At 66.8% G+C, this 17,664-nt stretch carries 17 protein-coding genes, 1 tRNA gene and 1 pseudogene; 11 read left to right on the forward strand and 8 right to left on the reverse strand.

The window, feature by feature from the left end:
* The first annotated feature begins 21 nt into the window (after positions 1 to 21).
* The 5 genes from B7R24_RS13760 (at position 22) to B7R24_RS13780 (ending at position 3,410) form a co-directional block, all read left to right on the forward strand.
* A complete protein-coding gene (locus B7R24_RS13760; RefSeq protein WP_172582827.1) occupies positions 22 to 1,395 on the forward strand; it encodes a DUF4214 domain-containing protein in 1,374 nt (457 codons plus the stop codon).
* A gap of 310 nt (positions 1,396 to 1,705) precedes the next feature.
* Positions 1,706 to 2,050, forward strand: coding sequence for a hypothetical protein (locus B7R24_RS13765; protein WP_147304049.1), 345 nt, complete (start codon positions 1,706 to 1,708; stop codon positions 2,048 to 2,050).
* 72 nt (positions 2,051 to 2,122) lie between these two features.
* A complete protein-coding gene (gene arfB, locus B7R24_RS13770; RefSeq protein ID WP_116419546.1) occupies positions 2,123 to 2,545 on the forward strand; it encodes an alternative ribosome rescue aminoacyl-tRNA hydrolase ArfB in 423 nt (140 codons plus the stop codon).
* 307 nt (positions 2,546 to 2,852) lie between these two features.
* The gene (locus tag B7R24_RS13775; RefSeq protein ID WP_116419547.1) at positions 2,853 to 3,164 is read left to right on the forward strand and encodes a hypothetical protein; all 312 of its coding nucleotides are present in this window, start codon (positions 2,853 to 2,855) and stop codon (positions 3,162 to 3,164) included.
* A gap of 6 nt (positions 3,165 to 3,170) precedes the next feature.
* Positions 3,171 to 3,410, forward strand: a complete 240-nt coding sequence (locus B7R24_RS13780; RefSeq protein WP_116419548.1) for a hypothetical protein — start codon at positions 3,171 to 3,173, stop codon at positions 3,408 to 3,410.
* 103 nt (positions 3,411 to 3,513) lie between these two features.
* Here the strand turns inward: B7R24_RS13780 and B7R24_RS13785 are convergent.
* Positions 3,514 to 3,595 (reverse strand) — tRNA-Tyr (locus tag B7R24_RS13785).
* A 228-nt stretch (positions 3,596 to 3,823) separates the two neighbouring features.
* Between B7R24_RS13785 and B7R24_RS13790 the strand changes: the two genes are divergently transcribed.
* Positions 3,824 to 4,840: a LacI family DNA-binding transcriptional regulator gene (locus B7R24_RS13790; protein ID WP_116419549.1), complete on the forward strand. Its 1,017-nt coding sequence runs from the start codon at positions 3,824 to 3,826 to the stop codon at positions 4,838 to 4,840.
* Between the two features lie 123 nt (positions 4,841 to 4,963).
* On the opposite strand, the gene B7R24_RS13795 is transcribed toward B7R24_RS13790, so the two are convergent.
* Complete coding sequence (locus B7R24_RS13795; RefSeq protein WP_116419550.1) at positions 4,964 to 5,800, reverse strand: lytic transglycosylase domain-containing protein; 837 nt, start codon at positions 5,798 to 5,800, stop codon at positions 4,964 to 4,966.
* 139 nt (positions 5,801 to 5,939) lie between these two features.
* Here B7R24_RS13795 and B7R24_RS13800 point away from each other — a divergent pair, with 139 nt between their 5' ends.
* Positions 5,940 to 6,428, forward strand: coding sequence for a YajQ family cyclic di-GMP-binding protein (locus tag B7R24_RS13800; RefSeq protein WP_116419551.1), 489 nt, complete (start codon positions 5,940 to 5,942; stop codon positions 6,426 to 6,428).
* A 289-nt stretch (positions 6,429 to 6,717) separates the two neighbouring features.
* On the opposite strand, the gene B7R24_RS13805 is transcribed toward B7R24_RS13800, so the two are convergent.
* The 3 genes from B7R24_RS13805 to B7R24_RS13815 all read right to left on the reverse strand — a co-directional run bounded on the left by B7R24_RS13805 (position 6,718) and on the right by B7R24_RS13815 (position 10,050).
* On the reverse strand, positions 6,718 to 8,079 hold the full coding sequence (locus B7R24_RS13805; protein WP_116419552.1) for an FAD-dependent oxidoreductase: 1,362 nt from the start codon (positions 8,077 to 8,079) through the stop codon (positions 6,718 to 6,720).
* A 130-nt stretch (positions 8,080 to 8,209) separates the two neighbouring features.
* Positions 8,210 to 9,310, reverse strand: a complete 1,101-nt coding sequence (locus tag B7R24_RS13810) for a polyprenyl synthetase family protein (RefSeq protein WP_437123533.1) — start codon at positions 9,308 to 9,310, stop codon at positions 8,210 to 8,212.
* Positions 9,307 to 10,050, reverse strand: coding sequence for a class I SAM-dependent methyltransferase (locus tag B7R24_RS13815; RefSeq protein WP_116419553.1), 744 nt, complete (start codon positions 10,048 to 10,050; stop codon positions 9,307 to 9,309). The genes B7R24_RS13810 and B7R24_RS13815 overlap by 4 nt, the downstream gene beginning before the upstream one ends.
* A gap of 166 nt (positions 10,051 to 10,216) precedes the next feature.
* On the opposite strand from B7R24_RS13815, the gene B7R24_RS13820 reads away from it, so the two are divergent.
* Positions 10,217 to 11,407 carry an isochorismate synthase gene (locus B7R24_RS13820; RefSeq protein ID WP_116419604.1) on the forward strand — a complete coding sequence of 397 codons (1,191 nt, stop codon included), beginning with the start codon at positions 10,217 to 10,219 and terminating at the stop codon, positions 11,405 to 11,407.
* A gap of 366 nt (positions 11,408 to 11,773) precedes the next feature.
* Here B7R24_RS13820 and B7R24_RS18315 read toward each other — a convergent pair.
* From B7R24_RS18315 to B7R24_RS13835, 3 genes and pseudogenes are all read right to left on the reverse strand, one after another.
* Positions 11,774 to 11,980, reverse strand: a pseudogene (locus B7R24_RS18315) (helix-turn-helix domain-containing protein); the annotation flags it as partial.
* Between the two features lie 204 nt (positions 11,981 to 12,184).
* Positions 12,185 to 12,877 carry a response regulator gene (locus tag B7R24_RS13830; RefSeq protein WP_116419554.1) on the reverse strand — a complete coding sequence of 231 codons (693 nt, stop codon included), beginning with the start codon at positions 12,875 to 12,877 and terminating at the stop codon, positions 12,185 to 12,187.
* On the reverse strand, positions 12,874 to 14,484 hold the full coding sequence (locus tag B7R24_RS13835; RefSeq protein ID WP_172582828.1) for a sensor histidine kinase: 1,611 nt from the start codon (positions 14,482 to 14,484) through the stop codon (positions 12,874 to 12,876). Before B7R24_RS13835 ends, B7R24_RS13830 begins: the two co-directional genes overlap by 4 nt.
* Positions 14,485 to 14,645: 161 nt before the next feature.
* On the opposite strand from B7R24_RS13835, the gene B7R24_RS17640 reads away from it, so the two are divergent.
* From B7R24_RS17640 to B7R24_RS13845, 3 genes are all read left to right on the forward strand, one after another.
* Positions 14,646 to 15,503 (forward strand): ABC transporter ATP-binding protein, encoded by an 858-nt coding sequence (locus B7R24_RS17640; protein WP_172582829.1) that lies wholly within the window; start codon positions 14,646 to 14,648, stop codon positions 15,501 to 15,503.
* The gene (locus tag B7R24_RS17645; protein WP_172582830.1) at positions 15,500 to 16,408 is read left to right on the forward strand and encodes an ABC transporter permease; all 909 of its coding nucleotides are present in this window, start codon (positions 15,500 to 15,502) and stop codon (positions 16,406 to 16,408) included. Before B7R24_RS17640 ends, B7R24_RS17645 begins: the two co-directional genes overlap by 4 nt.
* 75 nt (positions 16,409 to 16,483) lie before the next feature.
* Positions 16,484 to 17,578 carry an ABC transporter substrate-binding protein gene (locus B7R24_RS13845; protein WP_116419556.1) on the forward strand — a complete coding sequence of 365 codons (1,095 nt, stop codon included), beginning with the start codon at positions 16,484 to 16,486 and terminating at the stop codon, positions 17,576 to 17,578.
* Positions 17,579 to 17,664 lie beyond the last annotated feature (86 nt).

Genomic DNA, 17,664 nt, shown 5'->3' on the forward strand with positions numbered 1-17,664 from the left:
AAGACCGAAAGCACGACGAGCATGAGAACTGCAGGAAGACGGCCCTTCTGGGCCGGGGGAACGACGGCCATCGCCGTGCTGCTGGCGAGCATCCTGACGCTCGGTATGCTCGCGGGAGCGCCCGCCCTGGCGAGCGCGACCACGCGGGCAACCGGCGCGGATGTCGCGACCAGCGCGCTCTCGCCCACGACGAGCACCCGGGCGGCACGCACCGACGCACCCCGGCCTCCGGTGTCGTCGAACCCGATCGAGCTCGCCCAGACCCTCGTCGAGGCCCACGACGACGGAACGTTCCGCACCAACCCCACGCTCATCTTCGATCGTGAGATCACCCCTCTCGCCCAGGGCCAGGCGCTCTCCGGCTGCACGCTCGACCTCCGCATCCTGCAGGTGCTCGTGCTGACGCTGCAGAACTTCGGCTCGCTGAGCGTCTCCGACCTGCAGCGTCCGTGCATCGGGTCGAGCCTGAACTGCGGCCCGCCCACCTACTCGGTGCACTGCCTCAACCCGGGCGAGGCGATCGACTTCACGAGCGTCGGCGGCAACGGGCTGAACGGGTCTAACACCGCGACCTTCGACCTGTTGCGCTACCTCGACACCTTCGTGCCGCGCGGCACCAACGCGGGCCAGGCGAACTGCCGCTCCGGGCTCAGCCTCACGAACATCAACCAGTTCTCCGACTCGTGCAACCACCAGCACGTCGACTTTCGAAACACCGACGCCGCGCTGAACGTCTCACCGCTTCCACCGAACCTCCCCTCGCTCGCCGACAGCTCCGCCTACGTGAAGGGTCTCTACACCGACTTCCTCGGGCGTACCCCCTCGGCCGAGGAGACCGTGTTCTGGGCGCGCCAGCTGGCGGTGGGGTCGCCGCGCAGCATCGTCACCGGCGGGTTCGTGAACAGTGACGAGTACCGGCTGATCCGTATCGATGCGGCCTATCGCAGCATCCTGGGCCGCACGGCCGAAGACGGCGGGCGCATGGACTGGCTCAAAGCCATGCGGGCGGGCTACATCACGACCGACGACATCGAGACCTCGCTCTACGACTCGGCCGAGTACTACCAGTCGCACACGGGAACCGACCCCGGTTTCGTGCAGTCGCTCTACAAGCGGTTGCTGCACCGGAGCACCGGGCAGGAAGACCTCGACTTCTGGTCGAACCTCATCGAGCAGAACGGTCGGGCCTGGGTCATCTCGAGATTCTGGGATGCGCCCGAGACCATCGGCGAGCGTGTCAGCGCGATGTACAAGGTTTACCTCGGTCGGGCTCCGGATGATGGTGGCCTCGCAGGGTGGGTCGGAATCGCCCTCGACGTGGGAGACTCGGGCCTCCGCTCGGGGCTGACCAGCAGCGACGAGTACTTCAACCGAACCCTCAAACGCTTCCCCTGAGCGCCGATATCGCCCCAATCACGGTCATCCGGCGTGATGGACGCGAGATTCAGTCGCTCGGACTGATACAACTGTAGAGACGGCTACGTGGCACTTCGGGTTGCGCGAGTCTGTCTGGTGGGGTCACATCACTGTCGGTTGCTAGGAACAAAAGACAGATCGGTGCCCGCCGCGGCGCGGCCGGCGGTTGATTCGTCCCCCGGCCGCGTCGCCTCACCGGGGCCGGCGCAGGCAGTTCGAGCTCCCGGTGTATCACTCATCGCTCCGTCAAGTGCTGACAATCCTGCGGCCGACGGCGCACCCTTGATGCATGAGAGAAATGCACTACGTCAATGACGTTCTCCTCGTGAGCGATGACATCTGCGAGGCGGTGTTCGAGTACGCCGCCGCTCTCGCGCGTGCCTCGTCGGCAGACGTCGTGACCATTCCGACCCTGAGACACGAATTGCGTTCCTCGTCGAGCCTCGTGCTCGGATCTGCCAGCCAACTGTTCTGCAGCACGAGCGACACCGATGCGGCGGGTGTCGATATCGACGACCCCGCCCTCGTCGCCAGACTGTGGGCTCTGGCGGGATTGCTCGGGACACCCAAGGCCGTGCCGTTCACCCCCACGATGGAGTGGGAGTCCCCCTCTTTCGACGACGATCTCACCTGAGCCCGACCGGCACGCGGGCCGGGGTGCGAGGCTCCGCCACCGCTCCGGATCGGGGCGTGCCACCCTTGGTGCATGGACCTCATCGTGTCACCCGCTCTGACGATTCCGTCGGTGGAGCTCGGGTGGCGGTTCTCGCGCTCGTCTGGTGCCGGCGGCCAGCATGTGAACACGTCCGATAGCAGGGTCGAGCTGACCTGGAACGTCGTCGGCTCGACGGCCCTGTCTGACACACAGCGCACCATCCTCCTGGCCCGGCTGGAACGGCAGCTCGTGAACGGTTCGATCACCGTGATGGCCTCAGAGCGTCGGTCGCAGTTGCGAAACCGAGAGACCGCGCTGGCCCGGTTGTGCGAGATCATCGCTCGTGGCCTGGCTCCGGATGCCGCTCCCCGCCGCCCGACGAGAGCAACCCGCGGGTCGAAGCTGCGACGCCTCAGAGCCAAGGGGCAGCGCTCCGAGACGAAACAGACCAGGCGGCGACCCTCGGCGGACTGATCGGAGCCCCTCCACAAACACTGCCACCGGGCGCCTTGTCAAGCCATTCCTCTTGCTAGTTCACTGAACTACTTTTAGAGGAGAGTGGTAGTGATGCTCACGGCGTTGTCCCCTGGTGAAGGCGGGGACTGCCGGAGGCGACAAGGGAGCAGATCGGTTGTTCAGACGTCCGGGGACGCGTCGGGTTCGGACGAGCGCCGAACCCGTGACGCTGGACTCGTGGACGCTCCCAGAGGCCAGTGGCACGCGGATCGAACGCAGACTCGCTACGACCCTGGTCGAAGAAGCCCGCCTCCACGGGACACGGGTGGGCAGCGTCATCTCTGCCACCGCCGATGTGAGCCCGCTGGTCAACAGGATCGACCCGGACTCCGGCCGGTTTCTCGATGGGGCGTGGCATGTGACGCGCTCAGAGGACGCACTCCGCGCCATGGAATCCGAGATCCTCCCTCGCGCCCTCAGCCTGATTCGCGAGGGCGACCTGGCGGTCGACGGAACAGTGGCGGTCGAAACGTATGCCGCCCAGACGATTCAGACCGAACGGCTGGGCAAATTGTTCGAAATCGTCACGACAGGACACCGATTCCTGATCCGATTCACCATCGAAGAAGCGAGCTGATGCGTCATGAGCACTGCTGACCACCCGGCGTGGCCCTCGTTCGACGACCTCATCAGCGGAACGGGTCCCCAGGGGGCCGGCGCGGTGGAGCGGGCATCCGCACCGGCTTCCCTTCTCGCTGACCGGTCGCCCGTGCCGCCAGAGCTGTCGTGGGCTGGAAGCCATCGGACGTTCCTGGTCTCGGTAGCTGCCGGAACGACGGTCTTGTTCGCCATCGGCGTTCTTCTGAGACGCAGCCAGCGGTGAGCACCATGCCCCCCTCGCCGACGCACAATGCGCTCGGGGTGGGCTCGCTCGTCGGGTGAGCGAAAGAGCCCCGAGATCGCAGTGATCTCAGGGCTCTTCTCGGTGGCAAGTGAGGGATTCGAACCCCCGAAGGCTCAGCCGTCTGATTTACAGTCAGATCCCTTTGGCCGCTAGGGTAACTTGCCAGGGCGCACCCGACCACGTTCTGCAACACAACCGAAGGCGCTCGACAAGGATACTCATAGGTGGGGCCGCAGCGAAATCGGGCGGTCGGGCATCCGGAGCCTTTGATACCGAAATCGTATCGAATCGTCTACGGGGTCTTCGGAAACAGCTCGATGCGTTCTCAATCGCTAAACTCTGGTGGAGATTCAGTCGCGCTCATCCCCGAGCGCGTGCCCAGCAAGGACGCTATGCCAGGAATTGATGCTGTCGCCGAGCTCGCTGGCGTATCCACCGCCACGGTGTCGCGCGCGCTGAGCGGCAACGGGCACGTCTCACCCGCAACCCGCCTGCGCGTGCATGAGGCCGCTGCGACGCTGGGCTACGTCGTGTCGTCGCCCGCCTCGAGCCTGGCCAGCGGGCGCACCAAGAACGTGGGCGTCGTCGTCCCCTTTCTCAGCCGCTGGTTCTACTCCTCGGTTCTCGAGGGGGCTGGGGCCGCCCTGTTGAAGAACGGCTACGACCTCACCCTCTACGGACTTACGGGCGGTGCGGCCGAGCGCCGCAGCGTCTTCGAGCATTTCCTGCTCCGCAAACGCGTGGATGCTGTGCTCGCGCTCACCATCGAACTCACGTCGGGCGAGCTGCAGTCGCTGCTCGATCTGAAGAAGCCCATCGTGGGCATCGGCGGACCCCTGGCCGGGGTGCAGACGCTCAGCATCGACGATGTGGCCGTCGCTCTTCAGGGCACCGAGTACCTGCTCGGCCTCGGTCACCGGCGCATCGGGATGATCGGGGGCGACTCGGGCTTCGAGCTCGACTTCCACCTGCCGACGAACCGCCGCGCGGGGTGGGAGCGCGCGTTGCGCCTCGCGGGAATCGAACCGGAACCGGAGCTCTTCCAGCCGGCCGACTTCACGATCACGGGTGGCTACCAGGCGGCCACACGCCTGCTCGCCGACCCGCAGACACGGCCGACGGCGGTGTTCGCCGCGTCCGACGAGATGGCGATCGGCAGTATCCTGGCGGCCCGCGACCTCGGGCTGAGCATCCCGGGCGATGTCTCGATCATCGGCATCGACGGGCACGAGCACTCCACCTTCTTCGGGTTGACGACGCTGGCGCAGTTTCCCGAGCGGCAGGGTGCGCACGCCGTCGAGATCCTGATGGACCAGCTGCACCCCGGCCGCCGCGAGGCCGCGCCGGCGAACATCCCGCTCCCCGTCGAGCTCGTGGTGCGCACCTCGACGGCGCCGCCCCGCGCCTGACGGCGCCGCGCCGCCCGCCCGTCCGCCGCGCCCCCGCACCCACGCACCCCCGCGCCCCCGCGCCGCGCCCAGGCACCCGCGCTGGCAGGCGGGCGGGGTAGGTGGGGTGCGGTGGGCGGTGTGTCAGGGGGTCGGTGGGGTGTCGGTGCGGGCGGCCGTGGCCGCGAACGTGACGGCGGCCGTCGAGACCTTCAGGGCATAGGGGGTCGCGTCGTTGTAGGCCGCGATTGCGCGCTCCCAACCCGCCAGTGTGCTGAGGTCGGTGCCAGCATGACAGAGGTAGTTCGCCGTGGCGAGAACCGAGTCGTCGAAGTTCTGCGGATCGGCGACCCCGTCGCCGCTGCCGTCGGTGCCCCAGTTGCGCCACGCCTCGGGGATGAGCTGCAGCGGCCCGACGGCCCGGTCGATCGTGGCGTCGCCGTCGATCGCTCCGCCGTCGCTGTCGGGGATCTTGTTCACGCCCACACCGTCGAGCGCGACGCCGTAGATGGGTGGGCTGACCTCTCCGTTGGCGGCGATGCTGCTCCCGCCATGCGTTCCGTTGCCCGATTCGACGGAACCGATCGCGGCAAGCGTGTTCCAGCCGAGATGGCAGCCCGGGTTCTCACTCTGTTTCGCCAACGCCACACCCGCGTACGACTGGATCGCCCGCACGCTCACGTTCGTCGCCCCCGCCATGCGGGTTGCCCACGCGACATCCGTGTTTCCCGCCAGCCCGGCGAGCTGCCCCGGTGTTCCCGCGACGGCAGCCACCGCGTTGGACTGCGACGGGAGCTCGACAATGGCCTGGGCATCCGGAGCCTGCGGCCCGCCCGACACTGCCTGCCGCAGTGCGTCGCCCAGCGGACCGGCCGCGAACACCCCCGCCACGAGCAGGCCGAGCACCAGGGCCGAGGCGCTGACAACGACAATCACGCTCCGCCGCTTCGTACCCTGCCCCTTCGCCGGCCGCCGCTTCATACCCTGTCCCTTCGCCGGCCGCCTTTTCGTACCCTGCCCCGTTGCCTGCCGCCCTTTCGCCACCTGTCGCTTCGCCACCCGTCGACCCTACCCACGGGCCCTTGGAAGACGCCCGTGGACGCGGCGGTAGAATCGGCGCATGGCTGATTCAAGTTTTGACATCGTGAGCAAGGTCGACAAGATGGAGGCCGACAACGCCCTGCACCAGGCGCAGAAGGAGGTCGAGCAGCGCTATGACTTCAAGAACATCGGCGCCTCGATCGACTGGAGCGGCGAGAAGGTGCTGATGAAGGCCAACTCCGAAGAGCGGGTGAAGGCCATCCTCGAGGTGTTCGAGGCGAAGCTCATCAAGCGCGGCATCAGCCTGCGGAGTCTGGATGCGGGCGAGCCGTACGCCAGCGGCAAGGAGTACCGGCTCGAGGCAGAGCTGAAGAACGGCATCGAGCAGGAGGCGGCGAAGAAGATCTCGAAACTGATTCGCGACGAGATGCCGAAGACCGTCAAGAGCCAGATCCAGGGCGACGAACTGCGCGTCTCCTCGAAGAGCCGCGACGATCTGCAGGCCGTCATGGCGCTCCTCAAGGGAGCTGACCTCGAGGTCGCGGTGCAGTTCGTCAACTTCCGCTGACGCCAGGCGCCGGGCGCCCGGCCGCACCCTGGCGGTCGCACGAATTGAGCGGAATGACGAAGTCATGCCCGACCTGAGCCGACCACGTTCCATGGTCTCCGCGAGCAGTAGTCCGACCGGCTCCCCGACATCGAGCTCGACGGGTCGGTCACCGACGCGGCCTTCGCCCACGCCGTACCCGTAGTGAGACACTCCCGGCCCAGTGAGACGCGCGCGCCGGTCTCGTTTGCGCGCACCTGTCTCACTACGGGACTGGGGTTGGGGCGCCGGAGGAGCGGCGGCGCAGTAGTCAGACGGCGGGCTGCTGGTTCGAGACCGCGACCATCTCGGCGCGCTCGACGACCTTGATGCGGGTGCGACCGGCGGCAGCGCCGAGGCCGAGCTCGTACTGGTCGAGGTAGTGCCAGCCGTCGACCGTCGTGAAGATCACGCCGCGCGACTCCAGCAGCGCCACGATTGATGACTCGGCAGGGTCGGCCGGCGTCCACCAGTTGGCCTGGTCGCGCACGACGTGGCTGAGGGTCTCCATCGCGTCGCTCTTGGTGTGGCCGATGAGCCCCACGGGGCCACGTTTGATCCACCCCGTGGCGTAGACGCCCGGCAGGATGTTGCCGTCATCGTCGAGCACCTGGCCCTCGCGGTTCGGGATGACGCCGTGCAGTGAATCGAAGGGCACGCCGTCGAGCGGCGAACCGAAGTACCCCACCGCCCGGTACAGCGCCTGGATCGGCAGCTCACGGAACTCGCCGGTGCCCTCGACGCCGCCCGCGGCATCCGGTCTCGTGCGCTCGTATCGCAGCCCCGAGACGACGCCGTCGGTACCGAGCACCTCGACCGGGCGCGCGTAGAAGTGCAGGTGCAGTCGGCGGGACGCGGTTCCGGCGGGGCGGGTGCGCCACTGGTTCATCACGCGGTTGATCACCATGACCTGCTTGTTCGAGGCGATGGCCGCCTCCGACGCGGGGTCGAGATCGAAGTCTTCGTCGTAGACCACGATGTCGACGTCGTTCACCTCGCCGAGCTCGCGGAGCTCGAGCGGCGTGAACTTCACCTGTGCGGGGCCGCGACGGCCGAAGACGTGCACGTCGGTCACCGGCGACGCGGACAGCCCCTCGTAGACGTTCGCCGGGATCTCGGTGACAAGCAGGTCATCCGCGTGCTTCGACAGCACGCGGGCCACGTCGAGTGCGACATTGCCATTTCCGAGCACAGCGACCTCACGGGCGGTGAGCGGCCACTCGCGGGGAACATCGGGGTGCCCGTCGAACCAGCTCACGAACTCCGCCGCGCCGTACGAACCGTCGAGGTCGATGCCCGGGATGTCGAGCTCGGCATCCTTGATCGCCCCGGTCGCGAAGATGACGGCGTTGTAGTGCTGCTTCAGGTCGTCGAGGGTGAGATCGATTCCGTAGCGCACGTTGCCGAAGAACCGGATGTCGCCGCGATCGAGCACTTCACGGAGCGCACCGATGATGCCCTTGATACGCGGATGATCGGGGGCGACGCCGTAGCGAACCAGCCCGTAGGGCGCCGGAAGGTGGTCGAAGAGGTCGATCGACACGTCGAACGCACGCTCTGCTTTGATGAGCAGGTCGGCGGCGTAGATTCCGGCCGGCCCTGCGCCGACGATGGCCAGGCGGAGCTTGGTCATGAGGGGTGTTCTTCCTTACGTTGTGGCCGGGTTCAACCGCGCGGAGCGCGCGTCGCCAGCCGGTATTCGGAGCGGTCTGCCAGTCGGAGCGGTCTGCCAGTCGGAGCGTTCTGTCAGTTGGAGCGTTCTGTCAGTTGGAGCGTTCCACCATCGTTGCGGCGAACCGCACCAGGGTCTTCTTGACCGTGCCCTCGGGCAACGGGTCGAGGGCCGCCACGGCGTCGGCAGCGAAGCGGCGCGACTCGGCGACCGTCTCCGCCGTGACCGGATGCGCCCGGAGCTCGGCGATCAACGCGTCGACCTCAGCGGCCGGCGTCACCGCGATGGTGGCCGGGTCGAGCCGGCGCAGCAGGTCGGCGGCTCGGGGATCGGTCGCGGCATCCCGTCGCAGGTACAGCAGCGGCAGAGTGACCACACCGGCCCGGATGTCGGTGCCCGCCGTCTTGCCCGTCGCATCGCTCGCGGGCGCGAGGTCGATCACGTCGTCGACGAGTTGGAACGCGATGCCGATCTTCTCGCCGAAGTCGAATACCGGCTGTTCGTACTCGTGCGGCGCGCGCGAGACGAGAATGCCGAGCTGTGCCGAGGCGGCAATGAGCGACCCGGTCTTGTCGGCGAGCACCTGCAGGTAGTGGACGATCGGGTCTTCGGTGTCTCGCGGACCGACCGTCTCGTGCAACTGGCCGAGGCAGAGGCGCTCGAAAGTGTCGGCCTGCAACCGGATGGCCCGTTCCCCGAGAATCGAGAGCAGCTTGGAGGCCCGCGCGAAGAGCAGGTCGCCGGTGAGGATGGCGATCGAGTTGCTCCACACCGTGTGGGCGGTGGGAACGCCACGGCGCTGCTCCGCTTCGTCCATCACGTCGTCGTGGTAGAGCGAGGCGAGATGGATGAGTTCGATCGAGGTGGCGGCGGTCACGACATCGTCGGTCACGCCCTCGCCGAGCTGGGCGGTGAGGAAGGCGAGCAGCGGGCGCACGCGCTTTCCGCCGGCGTCGAGCAGGTAGCGCGCCGAGACCTCGGCCATTCCGTCGTGGAAGACGGTCTCGGCGACGAGGCGCTCTTCGAGAAGCACGATGCCGTCTTCGACCGCCTTGGCGGCCCGTCGGTCGTCACCCGTCGAGAACAGCCGCTCGGCCAGAGTGAACGGCGACGACGAAGACGGGGTGCGGCGGGCGCTCTTGGTCGAAGAAGAGGCCCCGGCGGTCGTCAGGGGCCAGTTGGCCTTGTTCACGAGGTCAAGCCTACAGAGGGGTCGGAAGCCACAGCGCCGAGGGGTTTGCTTCCCCGATGCAGCGCGACGATACCGAAGGTGAGGTTGCGGTAGCCCACGTTCGTGAAGCCTGCCTCGCTCAGCCAGAGGGCCAGCGTCTTCTGATTGGGCCAGTCTTTGATCGAGTCGGCGAGGTAGGTGTAGGCGTCGGGATTCGAGCTCGCGACCTTCGCGATCGCGGGCATGAACCGCTGCAGGTAGGCGCCGTACCCGACCTTGATCAGGCCGACCGGCGGCGTGCTGAACTCGCAGATGACGATGCGCCCGCCCGGCTTCGTGACCCGGTAGAGCTCGGCGAGTGCCGTGCGCGGCTCGACGATGTTGCGAAGGCCGAAAGAGATCGTGACGGCGTCGAACTCTGCGTCGTCGAACGGGAGGTTCATACCGTCGGCGACGACGAACTCGACGTTGGGGTTGCCCGCCTGCTGCTTCTTGCCCACCTCGATCATTCCGGGTGAGAAGTCGGCGGCGACGACTTTCGCTCCGCCCGCGGCGAGTGAGGCGCTCGAGGTGCCGGTACCGGCAGCGAGGTCGAGGATGCGCTCACCGCGTTTCGGCGCGACCGCTTTCGTTGTCGCCACCCGCCAGAGCAGTGCGTTTCCGACCGAGAGCACGTTGTTCGTGCGGTCGTAGTGGGTCGACACATCGTCGAACATCGCAGAGACTTGAGCGGGCTGCTTACTGAGGTCGGCCTTGGACACGATCCCAGTTTACGGTGCCCCGCACGGGCATTCGGCAAAGGCTCAGGATGCGCACAGGGGTAGCGGTGCGGGGCCTCCGGGGCGGGCGTAGCCTGAGGGGGTGACCGATTCCCCCCGCGTGATCCCGCGACTGCACGTCGAGACGTCTCCGGTCGGCGACATCCGGATGCTCATCCCGCTCCTCGACGCACGACACCCATTGCTCTGGATCCGCAAGGGACAGGGAATGGCGGGTATCGGCGAGGCCCTGCGGCTGGAGTTCACCGGCCCGAACCGCTTCAGCGACGCGTGTGAGGCGTGGCGACAGGTGGCCGCGGCGGCGACGGTGGTCGATCCCCTGAACTCCCCCGGCACCGGGCTCATCGCGTTCGGCGCGTTCGCGTTCTCGGCACAGTCCCGCCTGTCGAGCGTGATCATCGTTCCGTCGCTCGTGATCGGCAAGCGTGACGGGGTCTTCTGGCTGACCCGAGTGACGGTGCAGGGTGCGGAAGTTCAGACCGATCATCCGGTGCCGCCCGCGGCCACGGGTTTCGGGCCCGAATACCGCATCTCGCTGCTGCCGGGTGCGGCCAAACCCGACACGTATCGCGCTGCGGTCGAGGAGGCCGTCTCGCGCATCAACCACGGCGACCTCGAGAAGGTGGTGCTCGCCCGCGACCTCGTGGGTCGCCTGCCCGACGACGCCGACCTCCGCCGGGTCATCTTCGACCTGGCGCTCGGCTACCCCGACTGCTGGACATTCGCGGTCGACGGCCTCATCGGCTCCAGCCCCGAGACGCTCGTGCGCGTCGACCACGGCACGGTCTCGGCCCGGGTTCTGGCCGGCACGATCTCCCGCGGACGCGACGCCGAGGCCGACCACGACCAGGCCGTCGCGCTCGCCACCAGCGCGAAAGATCTCGACGAGCATCGCTTTGCGGTCGCCAGCGTGATGAACGCCCTGGGGCCGCATTCGCGAACCCTGGCCACGAGCGAGATTCCGTTCACGCTCAAACTGCCGAACCTGTGGCACCTCGCGAGCGACGTCGAGGGTGCGCTCAGCGACGGCAGCACCTCGCTCGACCTGATCGCGTCGCTTCATCCCACGGCTGCGGTGGCGGGAACGCCGACACAGGATGCCCTGCAGCTCATCGAGCGTCTCGAACCCTTCGACCGTGGTCGTTACGCGGGCCCTGTGGGGTGGGTCGGTGCCGACGGCGACGGCGAATGGGCGGTCGCGCTGCGCTGCGCCCAGGTCGACGCGGGCGGCACGATCACCGCGTACGCGGGCGCGGGCATCGTGTCGGAGTCGGACCCCGAGCACGAGCTCATCGAGACGAAGATGAAGTTCCGGCCGATGGTGGAAGCCTTCGGCTGAGCGAGTCAGGTCGCGGCGAGCCGGGCCTTTTCGGCGTCGACGTCGTAGTCGGCGGGCGGCCATTACAGGTCGAGCTTCTGCAGAGCATCCTGAACCAGGTGCTGCACCGCGAGCCGGGCGTACCACTTGTGGCTCGTAAGAGAACCTCATCGACTGCCCACACATCCGGTCGTGAATCCGCTCCGTCTCGGCACTGCCGGGAAAGCGGCGTGAGAGGAAGTCGTTGAATCCGCGATCGCCGGCCTGCACGCGAAAGAGATTCTCGAGGTACGCGACGAACGCCTCCCACGGGTCGCCTGCGTCGAGCGCCGCCTCAGCGCCGTCGAGGAACTCCTCGAGGCGCGGCTCGAAAGCGGCCATGAGCAGATCGACCCGGGTCGGGAAGTGGCGGTAGAGCGTGCCGATCGCGACATCGGCATCACGGGCGATCCGCTCCAGCGAGGCATCCACGCCGCGGGCCGCGAACTCACAATCTCGGCACCCGGGCGGCCGCGCACGGCTAAACGGTCGAGATCCTCGGGCGCGACGCCGCCAGGGCCACGGCGCTCGCCAGCCGGATCGGCCACGGAGCAACGACGGGCACGGACGGCGCGAAGCCTGCGGGCAAGATCGATGGCAAGGCCGCGGTCATCACCGGCGCGCCAAGCGGTTCTCGCCGATCTCGACAGACTCATCGAGACGGTGCGCAGGGAGCGCCAAGGCGTCGATCATCCTGACGGGGTCGCGGCGCCACGGTCATCTGAGCGGAGAGCTGCACGAGGGACAACGAAGGGATCTTCAGCGGCGCCTGACCGAGTAGCGGTGCTCTGGGCGCCCGGTCTGGCCGTATCGCAGCTCCAGCTTCACCGCCCCGACGTGCTCGAGCTGTGTGAGGTAGCGCTGGGCGGTCGCTCTGCTGATCCCGACCTGCGCGGCGATGTCCGAAGCGGAGAGGCCCGCGCCGGCGCTGATCGACTTGTAGACGAGTTGCAGGGTCGGGGCGAGATGCTCGAGCTCGGCCGCCTCGCCGGGATTCGGCGCCGGGCGCAACAGGCCGAAAAGGTGGTCGATCTCCTCTTGGCTGGCGTCCTGCGGCCAGTCGGCGATCTGGGCGCGAGCAGCCCGGACTGCACTCAGGCGATCAGCCAGAGCGGCGAATCCGAACGGTTTCACCAGGTAGTGCACGACCCCGAGTTGGATGGCCGTGCGCACCGACTCGACATCGGTGGCAGCAGAGATGACGATCACATCGGGCGGGCGGGAGCTGTCGAGCATGTCCCGTACGACGTCGAGGCCATGGCCATCGGGCAGGTAGATGTCCATCAGCACGAGATCGGGCTGCAGCGCCTGTGCCATCGACAGAGCGGCGGTGGCCGTGTGGGCCTGTCCGACGACAACGAATCCCGGCACCTTCTCGACGAAACCCTGGTGAACGGAGGCGACCCGGTAGTCGTCGTCGACCACGAGGGTCGTCAGCGAGTCATCGCTCACGCCGGCACCGGCTGTGGGGTGAATGGGGCGGATGATCGTGGCAGGACGATGACGAACTGTGCCTCCGGCCCTTCCGAGACCGTGATCGTGCCACCGAGCCCGGCGACGGTGCGCTGCACCAGCGACAGGCCGAGGCCACTGTGCCGAACGATGGATCCCCGTTTGGTCGTGAACCCGTCTCGAAAGACCTGCGGCATCAGACCTGGCGGCACGCCGGGCCCGTTGTCGCTGACCGTGACCCGCAGTTCGTCGGCGGTCTCGACGATGCCGACCTGCACCCGGCGGGGGGCGGGCGTTGCGGCGACGGCGTCGAAAGCGTTGTCGATCAGGTTGCCGAGGATGGTGGTGAGCGCCTGTACCCGATCCGGAGTCGCACCCACGCTGGTCTCCGGATCGATCGTCAACTGGATGCCACGTTCGTTCGCCTCAGCGGACTTTCCGAGCATCAGGCCGACGAGCTGTGGGGCTCGGATGCGGGTGCGGAGGGTCTGGTCGAGGTCGGCGGCCGTACCGCGGATCTCGTTGATGTACTCGAGTGCCTCCTCAGGACGGCCGAGCTCCAGCAGGCCCGCAATGCCGTGCATACGGTTGCTGAACTCGTGCTGCTGGGCGCGCATCGATTCGGTCAGGCTGCGTTCTCCGTCGAGTTCGCGGCTGAGCGCCTGCACCACGGTACGGTCCTGGATCGTCACCACCACGCCATGGGGCCGGTCCGAGAGGGTCACCGGCATACGGTTCACGACGAGCCAGAAGCTGTCGGTGAGCACGATCTGGTCGGTCACGACGCTCGTGCCGGTGAGGGCATCCCGTACCGCACCGGGTTGCAGAACGTCTTCGACGCGGTGCCCGACGACGTTGTCTGCGAGCTGCAACAGTCGCTGGGCCTCGTCGTTGGTCACGCTGATACGCCCGGTCGGGTCGATGGCGATGACGCCCTCACGAATCCCGTGCAGTGTGGCCTCCCGTTCTTGGAGAAGCCGGGCGATCTCGTCCAGCTCCAATCCGAACGTGCGTTTCTTCAGGAGCGCCGACAGGCCGAACGATGCCAGCGTGCCCAGCAGCAGCATCACGGCAAACCAGATTCCGTACGACGGTAGTTGTGCCAGCAGGGCGCTGGAGACCGAATCCTCCTTGATACCGACCGAGATCTCACCGATGAAGGTCTGCCCTGCCGAATACAGAGGAACGATGGCGTTGGCCGTGGAACCCGTCGCGCCGTTGTCGACGCGGAGGTGCACCTGACCGTCTGCCGCGATGAGGGGTTCGGACACCGGCTTTCCGATCAGCGCCTTGTTGGGGTGGGACACCCGCATCGAGTTCGAATCGATCACGACGACGAAGGTGGACCCTGTCTGGGCGACCGTCGCGGTGGCGCGTTGCTGCACGAGCGCATCGCACGTCGGGTTTCGCGCGGCAAGGCAGGACTGGACCTCGGCATCCTGGGCGAACGTCTGGGCGATGACCGCTGCCCGACCCTGGTATTCCTCGTCGAGGTGGCCACGCGCCGTCACTGCGAAGAGGAGGAAGCCGATCGCTGTCGAGGCAGTGAGGATCACCAGATGTGCCATGAACATCTGGGTGGAGAGCTTCCTGATCCGTCTTCGCATCACCTGATTGTCGCACTCGGACGCGTGAGCGGAATGAGCAGAACTCCTGTCTTTCGAGCAGAACCGGCGCATGGCGCAGAAACAGGACAACCCAGTCAGCCTGCTGCCACGATCATGACGCACTGACAAGGACGCAGCGCAACGACAGAGAGGTCGAAGACATGGGTGACAACACCCCCAAGCGCATTCCGGTGCCGCCCGGAGTTACCGACGAGGGAGCGCGCATCGAGATCGTGGACCTGACGAAGAGGTTCCTGACCCCGAAAGGTGTGCCCTTCACGGCGATCCGGGATGTGTCCCTGACGGTAGAGCCCGGCCAGTTCTGCGCCATCGTCGGGCCGACGGGCTGTGGAAAGTCGACGACCCTCGCGCAGGTCTCGGGGCTCGACAAGCCCAGCAGCGGTTCCGTGCAGGTCGGCGGTCACATCGTCGACGGCATCACGAACGGTGTCAGCTACATGTTCCAATCGGATTCGCTCTTCCCGTGGAAGTCGGTTCTGCAAAACGTGATGATCGGGCCCGTGCTGCTCGGCACTCCGAAGAAACGCGCAGAAACCCTCGCCCGGGACTGGCTGAGGCGGGTCGGTCTCACCGGGTTCGAAGACCGGTACCCCCACCAGCTCTCCGGCGGTATGCGAAAGCGCTGCGCCATGGCGGCGGCGCTGATCAACAACCCGCGGATCCTGCTCATGGACGAACCGTTCGGCGCGCTCGACGTGCAGACGAAAGCAATCATGCAGACCGAGCTGCTGGGCCTCTGGGAGGAGCTCCGACCCTCGGTGCTGTTCATCACCCATGACCTCGACGAGGCGGTGGCACTCTCGGACCGGGTGGTCATCATGACGTCGGGCCCGGGCACGGTGAAGGACATCTTCGACATCGATCTGCCGCGACCGCGCGGTGACGTGCAGACGCTGCGGCATGAGCAGCGCTTCATCGAACTGCAGACCAAGATCTGGGAATCCCTGCGCGACGAGGTCACCCGCGCTTACGAACGCACCGCAGGAGTCGCAGCATGAGCACCCTCATTCAGCCCCACGCCGGTATCGGTTCGGCCGGAAAGACCCGCACGGGTTCGTCTGCGCCAGATTCCGGCTCCGACCTGCAGTCGTCGGCCCGCCGGGCGCGTACCCGCTCCATCATCTGGGTCTGGGTCGGCCGGGCGGCGGTCGCCGTCTTCGTGATCGGCGGCTGGCAGCTCTTCACCGAGCTGAAATGGATCGACCCCTTCTTCTATGGCCAACCGAGCCAGATCTGGGACTCCTTGGTGACGCTGTTCACGAAGGGCACCGCATTCGGATCGATCTGGGACCAGCTCTGGGTCACCGTGCAGGAGGCCCTCTTCGGCTTTCTCTTCGGTTCCATCGCCGGTGTGATCGCCGGCATACTGCTCGGCTCGAACCGTTACCTCTCCAACGTGTTCAGCCCGTACATCAAGATCGCGAATTCGATTCCCCGAATCGTTCTCGGCTCGATCTTCATCGTGGCGTTCGGCCTCGGCATCTTCCCGAAGATCCTGCTGGCCGGCGTGCTGGTCTTCTTCGCCGTCTTCTTCAACGCTTTCCAGGGCGTACGGGAGGTCGACCAGGGACTCGTCGCGAACGTGCGGGTACTGGGCGCTTCCCCCCTCCAGGTGGCCCGCCACGTCACCATTCCATCGGCGATGACCTGGATCATCGCGAGTCTGCACACGGCATTCGGTTTCGCGATCATCGGGGCGCTGGTCGCCGAGGTACTGGGAGCACAGAAGGGCATCGGCCTGATCATCAGCCAGTCCCAGGGCCGCTTCGACCCGAACACCGTGTTCGCCTGCATGGTCATCATGGCCGTCTTCACCCTCGGCGCGGAATACCTCATCACCCTGTTGGAGAAGTCGGTGCTGAAGTGGCGCCCGCCCGTGCGGTCGGAAGCCCAGTCGATCTGACGCGACATCCTGCACCACTCCCCGCACCAGAACTCGCCGGGCGCGACCGTGCCCGGCACCACGAAAGGAAAACCCATGAAAAGACGCAGCATCGTCGCCGTCGCCTCCGCCGTAGCAGCACTGTCGCTGGTACTCGCAGGATGCAGCGGATCATCGACACCCGCCGCGACCGGCGCAGACGGCCAGGCGCTGCCGACCGTCTCCATGATGGTCGGCGGGATCGACAAACAGATCTACCTCCCCTACCAGCTCGCGGAAAGCCTCGGCTTCTACAAGAAGTACGGCGTGAACATGCAGTTGTCGACAGAGCAGAACGGCGGCGTCGGAGCTGAAGAAGCGATGATCTCCGGCCAGGTCAACTTCTCAGGCGCGTGGTACATCCACGCCGCCGACTTTCAGACCAAGGGCAAGAACGTCATCAACCTCGTCCAGCTCTCCGGGGCGCCCGGCGAGCGTCTCATGTGTTCACCCGCGTCCAACGTGAAGACGCCCGCCGATCTGAAAGGCAAGAAGATCGGAGTGACCGATCTCGGCTCCGGCACCGACCAGTTGTCCCAGTTCGTCGCCTCGAAGGGCGGAGTGACCAAGAACGACTACACCACGGTCGCCGTGCACGCCGGCGCCACGGCAATCGCAGCCGTACAACGCGGCGAAGCCGACTGCGTCATGACAACGCAGCCGACCGTCGCGACGCTCGAGTCCCAGGGCCTTGCTACCTCCGCGATCGACCTCGCGACGACCTCGGGAGCGCAGCAGAACCTCGGCGGCGCCTGGCCGGCAGCCGGTCTGCTCGCGCAGGCGGACTGGGTCGACAAGAACAAGGACACGGTGCAGAAGGTCGTCACGGCTCTTGTCGCCACGATGAACTGGATTCACACCCACACCGCGCAGGACGTCGCGGATGCTCTGCCGCAGGACTTCGTGCAGAACAGTTCGATCAGCAAAGACCAGTACGTCGCTGCCCTCCAGGCCGACTACGGGCAGTTCCTGCCGGACGGCCTGATGCCCGCCGGCGGCCCGAAGACGATCTTCCAGATGGAGACGGCGATCGGCACTGACGTCAGCAAGGTGAGCTACGCATCCACCTTCACGCAGGAATACGCCCAGGCCGCCCTCAAGCAGCTCGGAATCACGCCGACGACGAAGGCTGCTGATACGACGAACGGCTGACCTCCCGGGGGGGGAGTACCGCGGGCCGCCGCCGACGCTGCTCGCGCCTCCCCTGGACGACGGATGCTGGGGCGTGCGTTCACCGA

This window comes from Subtercola boreus, assembly GCF_003399645.1.
Lineage (GTDB): Bacteria > Actinomycetota > Actinomycetes > Actinomycetales > Microbacteriaceae > Subtercola > Subtercola boreus_A.